This is a genomic window from Caballeronia sp. LZ034LL, from assembly GCF_031451215.1.
In the GTDB taxonomy this organism is placed as follows: Bacteria; Pseudomonadota; Gammaproteobacteria; order Burkholderiales; family Burkholderiaceae; genus Caballeronia.
Window position 1 is genome coordinate 2,650,340 of the sequence record NZ_JARUXR010000001.1, and the last position, 9,838, is coordinate 2,660,177.

Annotated in this window: 9 protein-coding genes; 6 read left to right on the forward strand and 3 right to left on the reverse strand. The window is 63.3% G+C overall.

Annotated features, from left to right (window positions below; all coding sequences use genetic code 11):
• The first annotated feature begins 67 nt into the window (after positions 1–67).
• Both QCE83_RS12105 and QCE83_RS12110 read left to right on the forward strand, forming a co-directional pair.
• A complete protein-coding gene (locus QCE83_RS12105) occupies positions 68–715 on the forward strand; it encodes a TetR/AcrR family transcriptional regulator (RefSeq protein WP_309810148.1) in 648 nt (215 codons plus the stop codon).
• Entirely contained in the window at positions 712–1,269 is a 558-nt protein-coding gene (locus tag QCE83_RS12110; protein ID WP_309810151.1) for a DUF1415 domain-containing protein, read from the forward strand. The genes QCE83_RS12105 and QCE83_RS12110 overlap by 4 nt, the downstream gene beginning before the upstream one ends.
• On the opposite strand, the gene QCE83_RS12115 is transcribed toward QCE83_RS12110, so the two are convergent.
• Positions 1,270–2,145, reverse strand: a complete 876-nt coding sequence (locus tag QCE83_RS12115; protein ID WP_309810152.1) for an SAM-dependent methyltransferase — start codon at positions 2,143–2,145, stop codon at positions 1,270–1,272.
• A gap of 377 nt (positions 2,146–2,522) precedes the next feature.
• Here QCE83_RS12115 and QCE83_RS12120 point away from each other — a divergent pair, with 377 nt between their 5' ends.
• On the forward strand, positions 2,523–2,843 hold the full coding sequence (locus tag QCE83_RS12120; protein ID WP_309810154.1) for a DNA-binding protein: 321 nt from the start codon (positions 2,523–2,525) through the stop codon (positions 2,841–2,843).
• 60 nt (positions 2,844–2,903) lie between these two features.
• Here the strand turns inward: QCE83_RS12120 and QCE83_RS12125 are convergent, their stop codons facing one another.
• Positions 2,904–3,602, reverse strand: coding sequence for a FadR/GntR family transcriptional regulator (locus QCE83_RS12125; protein WP_309810157.1), 699 nt, complete (start codon positions 3,600–3,602; stop codon positions 2,904–2,906).
• 252 nt (positions 3,603–3,854) lie between these two features.
• On the opposite strand from QCE83_RS12125, the gene QCE83_RS12130 reads away from it, so the two are divergent.
• The 3 genes from QCE83_RS12130 (at position 3,855) to QCE83_RS12140 (ending at position 7,916) form a co-directional block, all read left to right on the forward strand.
• Complete coding sequence (locus QCE83_RS12130) at positions 3,855–4,979, forward strand: mannitol dehydrogenase family protein (RefSeq protein ID WP_309810160.1); 1,125 nt, start codon at positions 3,855–3,857, stop codon at positions 4,977–4,979.
• A gap of 100 nt (positions 4,980–5,079) precedes the next feature.
• A complete protein-coding gene (locus QCE83_RS12135) occupies positions 5,080–6,363 on the forward strand; it encodes an MFS transporter (protein ID WP_309810161.1) in 1,284 nt (427 codons plus the stop codon).
• Between the two features lie 11 nt (positions 6,364–6,374).
• Positions 6,375–7,916, forward strand: a complete 1,542-nt coding sequence (locus QCE83_RS12140) for an altronate dehydratase family protein (RefSeq protein WP_309810165.1) — start codon at positions 6,375–6,377, stop codon at positions 7,914–7,916.
• A 5-nt stretch (positions 7,917–7,921) separates the two neighbouring features.
• Here QCE83_RS12140 and QCE83_RS12145 read toward each other — a convergent pair whose 3' ends face one another.
• Positions 7,922–9,556, reverse strand: a complete 1,635-nt coding sequence (locus QCE83_RS12145; protein ID WP_309810168.1) for an NAD(P)/FAD-dependent oxidoreductase — start codon at positions 9,554–9,556, stop codon at positions 7,922–7,924.
• Between the last annotated feature and the right edge of the window lie 282 nt (positions 9,557–9,838).

Below are 9,838 nucleotides of genomic sequence, written 5' to 3' on the forward strand. Positions count from 1 at the left end.
GAGTTGCGAGCTTAGTGACCGATCTGTAACATGTCAAGCATGCAGTTCGCATGACGAGGAAGCGACTTTGACACGAACATCCACGGAACAACCCAAAGCCCCTGCCCGCCGCAGTGTCCGCACGGACGGCGCGACGGCGCAGGAACAGTTGCTGGATGCCGCGCAGGAGCTGTTTTATCGCGATGGCGTTCGCGCCATCGGCGTCGATGCGGTCGTGGAGCGTGCCGGCGTCAACAAGATGAGCCTGTACCGGCGCTTCGCATCGAAGGACGAGCTGGTGGTGGCGTATCTCGACCGCATGGACGAGCGCTTTCGGGGACGCTTCGAAGCGAGCGTCGACAAACATCCGGGCGAGCCGGCTAAACAGCTGATCCAGGCGTTCGACGATCTGGTGAAGCGCGCGTCCGCACCGGACTATCGCGGCTGTCCGTTCCTGAATGTCGCGTGCGAATTCGGCGATCCGGAGTACGCCGCGCGCGAGCCGGTCGAGCGCAATAAAAAATATCTGATGAATCGGCTCATCGAAATCTCGACGGCGGCAGGCGCTGCCCAGCCGCATGAACTCGCCGATTCCCTCGCGCTGCTGGTCGAAGGCGTCTATGCGAGCAGCCAGACTTACGGCCCGGGCTCCGGCCCGCTGGTCGCGGCGCCGCGCATCGCACGCATGCTGATCGACGCGGCTTGCAAGGCCCAACCCGGACAGGAAAACGCATGAAGCCAGGCAGTTCCCACGAAGACGTCATCGCGGCAACGCAGCACTGGCTCACGCGCGCGGTGATCGGACTGAATCTCTGTCCGTTCGCGAAGAGCGTGCATGTCAAGGAACAGATTCGCTACGTGGTGAGCGAGGCGCGCGCCGTAGACGACCTCGTCGTGGAACTGGCCGAAGAGCTTCGCTTGCTGAAGGAAACGGACCCGGATCTCGTCGACACGACGCTCTTCATCACGCCGAACGCCTTCGCCGATTTCGCCGAGTACAACGACGCCCTGTTCTTCGCCGACCGTCTGCTCGGCGACATGGGGCTCGCGGGCGAAGTGCAGATCGCGAGCTTCCATCCGCACTATCAGTTCGAAGGCAGCGAGCCGGACGATATCGACAACTACACGAACCGCGCGCCCTATCCGATCTTTCACTTGCTGCGCGAGGCCAGCATCGACCGCGCGGTGGCGGCCTTTCCCGATGCCTCGGACATCTACGAACGCAACATCGACACGCTGCGCCGCCTCGGCCCCGACGGCTTCAATGCGTGGATGAACGATAAAAGCTGATCAATGCGCGGGCGCGAAAAAACGCTCGCGCAACTCATCCAGTCCGAGCGTCTCCAGCACCTCCGACAGCCGTTGCGCCGGCCGCCCGCGCGGCAGATCCTTGAACTGCGCGACGATCAACTCGTTCTTCATCGAGTGCTCCCAGCCGACGAGTTCCGTCACGCTCACCTGATAACCGTGCGATTCGAGTTGCAGGCAGCGCAGCACGTTGGTGATCTGACTCCCGAATTCGCGCGTGTGCAGCGGATGCCGCCACATTTCGGTCAGCACGTTCTTCGAGAGCGAGTGCCCCTTGTTCTTGCGCAGCACCGAAGCCACTTCTGCCTGACAGCACGGCACGACCACGATGTACTTCGCCTTCTTCTGCAGAGCGAACTGGATAGCGTCGTCGGTGGCGGTATTGCACGCGTGCAGGGCGGTGACGATGTCGATCGAAGCCGGCAAGCGGTCCGAATGCATTGATTCGGCCACCGACAGATTCAGGAACGACATCCCGGTAAACCCGAGTCGAGCCGCCAATTCCTCTGACTTTTTCACCAGTTCTTCGCGTGTCTCGATTCCAAAGATGTGTGACCGATCGCGCAGAGTCTTGAAGAACAGATCGTAGAGAATGAACCCGAGATAAGACTTGCCCGCGCCGTGATCCACGAGCGATACCGCTCCCTGGCGCGCATGCACGTCGGCGAGCAGCGGTTCGATGAACTGATACAGGTGATAGACCTGCTTCAGTTTGCGGCGGCTGTCCTGATTCATCTTGCCGTCGCGCGTGAGGATATGGAGTTCCTTCAGCAGTTCGATCGACTGCCCGGGGCGAATCTCGTGTTTGGCGGAGGGATCGGGGCTCTCCGAACCCGGCGCGGGGGACTTCCTGGTCATCGTGAAGGTCTGTCGAAAAAATAAGGCGGAGCGTGTTTGCGCTGAATGTGCGCTAACCGCTGGTACTCACGCCTGAAAAGGGGAAGTTTACCCAAAAGCGCAAAGACGCTCTGTGTTCCGGCCATCGGCTCATCGGCCAGTGCGTAGCAGGATCACGCATGGAACAGATTGTGCATCGTCCGACAATGAGGCCATTGGAAGAGACGACACAGCGCGGCTCCGCGTCGCGTACCGATGCGGCACGCAGGAGCAGCAAGCTGGCAGGCCACGCTTCGACACGCATCCGCGATGTCACCGCACCCGGCTTTGTTACGTAACACCTAAACGCACAGCGCGGCGATGCGACTCGCCGGCGCCACGAACATGAGAGGACGGCGATGGACGCGATCCCCGACAAGAAAGCAGAGAAGCAGTTTCAGGACATGCTCGCAGCATTGACGGCGATGCCCGCGTGGAGCGAGAAGCAGCAACTCGAACTGGAGATGGCCCGAGAGATTTCCGTGGAGATGTTGCGCCTGGCAGAATCGATGCGCGACGGCTCCACCGATATCGAAAGCTGCCTGACCATGCTGAAGTACGCGAAGGTCATGGACTTTGTCCTGACGACGCTGGCCTCGCGCCGCGAAATCGCGCCGCAGACGCTGCGCGTCATCTTCAAGCTGGCTGGTCTGAAAGTCGATGAAGCCTATCCGGGCTGAACGGCGAGCCGGGCTTCACGGCTCGCTGATTCCGGTGCGCGTCGCGGACCCGGACCGGCTTCAGCCCTTGCGTCTCGTCATCAGCCGCGCCGCCGACTGACGCATGTGCCGCTGCATGGCGGCCTGCGCCTGGACGGCGTCGCGCGCTTCGAGCGCTTCCAGAATCTCCCGATGCTCGCCCAGTGCGGCGAGCCACGTTTCCTCCCCTTCGAAATGCCCCCGCAAGGTCGATGACAACGGACTATGCCGTTCGTCGTACAGACTGCCGACCGTGCGCACCAGCACGTCGTTGCCGGCCATCTGCGCGATCGCGATGTGGAACGCACGATCGGCGGCCATCGGCACCTGGCCGTTCGCGACTTCGCGCGCCATCGATTCGTACAGCGCGCGCAGCGCCTTCAACGCCTTCGGCTTGACGAACGGCGCCACGCTCGCGGCGATCGCGCCTTCGATCACGCTGCGTGCGTTCATGATCTCGATCGGGCTCTCGCCGAGCTCCGTCTCGGTGGCCGGAGGCTTGGCGACCGGCGCGGCGACGATATACACCCCCGATCCCATGCGGATCTCGACACGCCCTTCCAGTTCGAGCGCGACCAGCGCCTCGCGCACCGATGGCCGCGAGACGCCGAGCCGCTGCGCGAGTTCGCGCTCGGACGGCAGGCGGCCATTCGGCGCGAAATCCTGCTGCTCGATCAACCCGCGCAGCTTATCGGCGATCTGGAGATAAAGGCGGCGCGTCTCGGGAGGTTTCACGCTCACGTGCTGGGCTCCTGCTTTCGGGTCGGGGAAAACGTGGATTGTAATCAGCCGAAGGGGACGAGCACCGCAAAACCGCGCTCACCCTCGATCCGGCCGCTTTCAAGTGGCTTGACCAATTCTATTTCGAGCCACTAGTATGCAATCCGGTAAGGCCAGGTTGGCCACTTTTTTTACGGCGATCTGGAACCGTTCCCACTCGATAAACGACCGACCGGGCGCTCGCGCCAACGGTTCGAACGGCCCCGCATACTCATGAGCCATCCGATTCTCCAGTTCGGCACGAGCCGGTTCTTGCAGGCGCACGTGGATTTCTTCGTCGCCGAGGCGGCGCGGCGCGATCCGGCGAAAGCGCTCGGCAAGATCACCGTCGTGCAGACGACCTCCAGCGCCGACAGCCGTGCCCGTATCGAGGCGCTGAAACACACGGGCCGCTACCCGGTGCGGATTCGCGGCCGCCGGCGGGACGAGACCATCGACGAAACCATCGAGTGCGATGCCATCGGCGAAGCGCTCCATGCGGACGAGGACTGGCCGCTGCTCAAGGCGCGCATCGAGCGAGACGTGAAGGTCATCGTCTCGAACACCGCGGATGCCGGCTACGCCCTCTTCGACGAGGACACGCGCGACCTGCTCGACAGCCCGCGCGCGCCGCGCGGCTTCGCGGCCAAGCTCGCGGTATTGCTGTACGCGCGCTTTAACGCCGGCGCCGCGCCGATCACGCTGCTGCCCTGCGAACTGGTGTCCCGCAACGGCGACACGCTGCGCGATCTGGTGATCGGCGTGGCGCGCGGCTGGGACTTGAGTGCGGCCTACATCGACTATCTGACGAACGATTGCGTGTGGGTGAATTCGCTCGTCGACCGCATCGTGTCGGAGCCGATCCAGCCGGTGGGCGCGATCGCCGAGCCATACGCGCTGTGGGCGATCGAGCGCCGGGCGGGCATGGTGCTGCCGTGCGAGCACGAGGACATCGTGATCACCGACGACCTCGCCCACTACGAGCGCCTCAAGCTCTTCCTGCTGAATCTCGGCCACACGATGCTCGCGGAAATCTGGCGCACGCGCGACGCCGCCGCCGACATGACCGTCCTCGACGCGATGCGCGACGCCGCCTTCCGCGATCCGCTCGAAGCAACCTGGCGCGATGAAGTGCTGCCGGTGTTCGCGGCGCTCGGTCAACGCGACGTCGCCACGGACTATGTGGCGAGCGTGCGCGACCGTTTCGAGAACCCGTTCCTGGTACACCGGCTCGCGGACATCGCGCGGAATCATGGCGAAAAGAAGCAACGCCGCTTCCAGCCGGTGATCGATCTGGCGCGCGAACTCAAGCTCGATCTTGCGCAGAAGCGTCTGCGCGACGCCCTCGAATCCGCCTGAAGAGCGGAACGACCCTTTTCGAATCACGACGCGCCGCGCCGGCATTGCGGCGACGTCATCAGACATTAAAAGTGCCGCCCCATCACGGAGGAGACAAGCAATGCGCAAAATGCGTTGGGTAGTGATTTTTCTCGCCTTTCTGGCCATCGCGATCAATTACATCGATCGTGCCAACCTCGCCGTCGCGGCGCCGCAGATCGAGAAGGCGCTCAACATCGGTCCCGCCGAAATGGGCTTCATCCTGAGCGGCTTCTTCTGGAGCTACGCGCTGATGCAGATGCCCTTCGGCTGGTTCGTCGATCGCGTCGGCGCGCGCATCGCGCTGCCGCTCGCAGTCGGCTGGTGGTCGGTCTTCACGGCCTTGACGGCCGTCGCGACGAGCGTCGCCGGCATGTTCGGCTGCCGCCTGATGCTCGGCATCGGCGAGGCGGGCGCGTATCCGTCGTGCGCGAAGCTCGTGTCGCAATGGTTCAGGAAGGAACAGCGCGCGTTCGCCACCAGCATCTTCGACAGCGGCTCGCGCGTCGGCTCCGCACTGTCGATTCCGGTCGTCGCGCTGATCATCAGCACGTTCGGCTGGGAAGCGTCGTTTGTCATTACCGGCGTGATCGGTTTCGCGTGGATTCTCGGCTGGTTTGTGATCTACCGGAACAAGTCGCGCGGCGACCTGACCGGTGAAACCGATGTCGCGCCGGTGCCGGTCGCGCCGCGCAACAAGGTGTCGTGGGCGTCGCTGTTCAAGTACCGCACGCTGTGGGGCATGATGCTGGGCTTCTTCTGCCTGAACTTCGTGATCTACTTCTTCATCACCTGGTTTCCGAGCTATCTCGTCCAGGCACACGGCTTCTCGCTCAAGTCGCTCGGCACGCTCGGCACCATTCCCGCACTGATGTCGATTCCGGGCGGCTGGTTCGGCGGCTGGGTCTCCGACGCGCTGTTCAAGCGCGGCTGGAGCCTCACCGCCGCGCGCAAGACCTGCATGGTCGGCGGCATGCTGCTGTCCTCGGTCATCACGCTCTGCGCGTTCGTCGAGAACATCTACCTGATGCTCGCGTTCTTCGGCATCGCCTACGCCAGCCTCGCGTTCGCCGCGGCCAGCATCTGGTCGCTGCCGAGCGACGTCGCGCCGACGCCCGATCACGTCGCCTCCATCGGCGGCATCCAGAATTTCGCGTCGAATCTGGCGGGCATCGTCATCACGACCTTCACCGGCGTGATGCTCGCCATCACCAAGGGCTCGTTCGTGATTCCGCTGTGCGTCGCGGGCGGCTTCTGCTTCCTGGGCGCATTCAGCTATCTTGTGATTGTCGGCAAGATCGAACCGCTCAATCGCGCCGAAGAAGAACAGGCGCGGCGCGACAGCCACGCCCCCTCCACGGTCTGAGAACATAAACCATGTCCACCCCACTCAACGACCATGCCGTCATCCGGCTGCATCCGAAAGACGATGTCGTGATCGCGACGCGTCAGCTGGTTTCGGGCGCGCGCATCGCGTCCGAGGATCTCGTCGTCGCCGGGCTGATTCCGCCGGGACACAAGATCGCCACGCGCGACATCGCCGCCGGCGAGCCCGTCAAGCGCTACAACCAGATCATCGGCGTGGCGCGCGAGGCGATTGCGCGCGGTCAGCACGTCCACACCCAGAACCTCTCGATGGCCGATTTCACGCGCGAGCACGAATTCGGCGTCGATCTCCATCCGACGCCCTTCGTCGATGCGCCCGCTACGTTCATGGGCATCCGCCGCGACGATGGCCGGGTGGCGACGCGCAATTTCGTCGGCGTGCTGACGAGTGTGAATTGTTCGGCGACGGTCGCGCGGGCCATCGCGGATCATTTCCGGCGCGACGTTCATCCGGAAGCGCTGGCGGATTATCCGAACGTGGACGGCGTGATCGCGCTGACGCACGGGCTGGGATGCGGCATCGACATGAAGGGCGACGGGCTCGGCATCCTGCGCCGCACGCTCGCGGGTTACGCAGTGCATCCGAATTTCTATTCGGTGTTGTTCGTCGGCCTGGGCTGTGAAACGAACCAGATTTCGGGCGTGCTCGAATCGAGCGGGCTCAAGGACGGCGAGAAACTGCGCAGCTTCACCATTCAGGACAGCGGCGGCACGCGGAAGACGATCGAGCGCGGCATCGCGATGGTGAAGGACATGCTGGCAGAGGCGAATCGCGTCAAGCGCGAGCCGGTGCCGGCGGCGCATTTGATCGTCGGCCTGCAGTGCGGCGGATCGGACGGCTATTCGGGCATTTCGGCGAATCCGGCGCTGGGCGCAGCAGTGGACAAGCTCGTCGCGCACGGCGGCACCGCGATTCTTTCGGAAACGCCGGAAGTGTATGGCGCCGAGCACCTGTTGACGCGACGAGCCGTCACGCGTGAGGTCGGCGAAAAGCTGCTCGCGCGCATCAAATGGTGGGAGGACTACTGCGCCCGTAACGGCGCGGCGATGGACAACAATCCTTCGGCAGGCAACAAGGTCGGCGGGTTGACGACCATTCTCGAAAAATCGCTGGGCGCGGTCGCGAAGGGCGGCACGACGAATCTCGTCGAGGTCTACGAGTATGCGCAGCGCATCGACGCGAAGGGCTTCGTGTTCATGGATTCGCCCGGCTACGATCCGATGTCGGCCACCGGGCAGGTAGCGTCCGGCGCGAATCTGATCTGCTTCACCACCGGACGCGGCTCCGCCTACGGCTGCGCGCCCTCGCCCTCGCTCAAGCTCGCGACCAATACCGCGCTGTGGGAGCGGCAAGAGGAGGACATGGACATCAACTGCGGCGGCGTGATCGACGGCAGCGCGACCATCGATCAACTCGGCGAACAGATTTTCCAGATGATGCTCGACTGCGCGTCAGGCGTGGCGTCGAAGAGCGAGCTGCATGGGTACGGGCAGAGCGAGTTCGTGCCCTGGCAGGTGGGTGTGGTGACCTGAGCGACTCAAGTGGTCGCGGCGTGCTCGGCCATCATCTTCAGGGCGAGCGCTTCCGCGACCTCGATGCCATCGATCGCCGCGGAATAGATGCCGCCCGCATAACCGGCTCCCTCGCCCGCCGGATACAGTCCTTCGACGTTGACGCTCTGATAGTCATCCTTCCGACGCAGCCGCAACGGCGACGACGTGCGCGTCTCGACGCCCGTCAGCACGGCATCGTGCATGGCGAAACCTTTGATCTTCTTGTCGAGTTCAGGCAGGGCTTCGCGGATCGCTTCGATCACGTAGTCGGGAAGCGCGGTGCTCAGGTCGGTCGGCTTCACGCCCGGCTTGTATGACGGCGTCACCGAACCGAGTGACGTCGAGGGCCGCCCGGCGATGAAGTCGCCCACCAGTTGGCCTGGCGCGCAGTAATCGCGGCCGCCCAGTTCGAAGGCGCGCTCTTCCCACTTGCGCTGGAAGTCGATGCCGGCGAGCGGCCCGCCCGGGTAGTCATCCGGCGTAATGCCGACGACGATGCCCGCATTGGCGTTGCGTTCGGCGCGCGAGTACTGGCTCATGCCATTCGTCACGACGCGCCCCGGCTCCGACGTCGCCGCGACCACCGTTCCGCCCGGGCACATGCAGAAGCTGTAGACCGCGCGGCCGTTGCTGGCGTGGTGGACGACCTTGTAGTCGGCGGCGCCCAGTTTCTCGTGTCCGGCGAACTTGCCGAAGCGGCTGCGATCGATCACGCCTTGCGGATGTTCGATGCGGAAGCCGAGTGAAAACGGCTTCGCTTCCATGTAGACGCCGCGGTCGTGCAGCATCTGGAAGGTATCGCGGGCGCTATGGCCAATCGCGAGCACGACGTGATCGCATCGCAGCGTCTCGCCGGACGATAGACGCAGGCCGCGCACTTTGCCGCCTTCGATCTCGATGTCTTCGACGCGCTGCTGGAATCGGACTTCTCCGCCCAGTTGATGAATCTCGGCGCGCATCTTTTCGACCATGCTGACGAGCCTGAATGTGCCGATGTGCGGCCGGCTCAGGTACAGGATGTCTTCGGGTGCGCCGGCCTTGACGAATTCGTCGAGCACCTTGCGGCCGTAGTGTTTCGGATCCTTGATCTGGCTGTAGAGCTTGCCGTCGGAGAACGTGCCGGCGCCGCCTTCGCCGAATTGCACATTCGACTCGGGATTGAGCTCGTTACGCCGCCAGAGGCCCCATGTGTCTTTCGTCCGCTCGCGTACGGCTTTTCCACGTTCGAGGATGATCGGACGGAATCCCATCTGAGCCAGGATCAAGCCGGCAAACAATCCACACGGCCCCATGCCGATCACGACGGGCCTGAGTTGCATCGATTCCGCCGGTGCTTTCGCTACGAAGTGGTAGGCCATGTCCGGCGTCGGAACGCAATGCGGACTCGGCTGTAATTCGAGCCGCTTCAGGACCGCGGCTTCGTTCTGCAACTCGACGTCGATGATGTACGTGAGTTTGATGTCTCCGCGCTTGCGTGCGTCGTGCGCGCGGCGGAAGACATGGAACTGCACGAGTTCCTTGGCCGCCACGCCAATCTCATCGAGACGAGCGATGACCGCAGCTTCGATCGCGGACTCGGGATGATCGAGCGGGAGCTTGATTTCGCTTAGACGTAGCATGGGAACTCGGTAGGCGATTGCCTTGGCAGATACAAAAGAGAAATTCTAGCGCGCGGGTGGTTTTGGTTTGATTCTTGGTTGGCGCGTTATGGTTGGACTGGCTTAGCGTGAGTCTGCTATTAGCGCTGAGTCGGTCAGAAACGCAAAAACCCCACCTTTGTGGGGTGGGGTTTTTGTTTGGAACATGAGGAGCCTGACGATTACCTACTTTCACACGGGTGATCCGCACTATCATCGGCGTGGAGTCGTTTCACGGTCCTGTTCGGGATGGGAAGGGGTGGT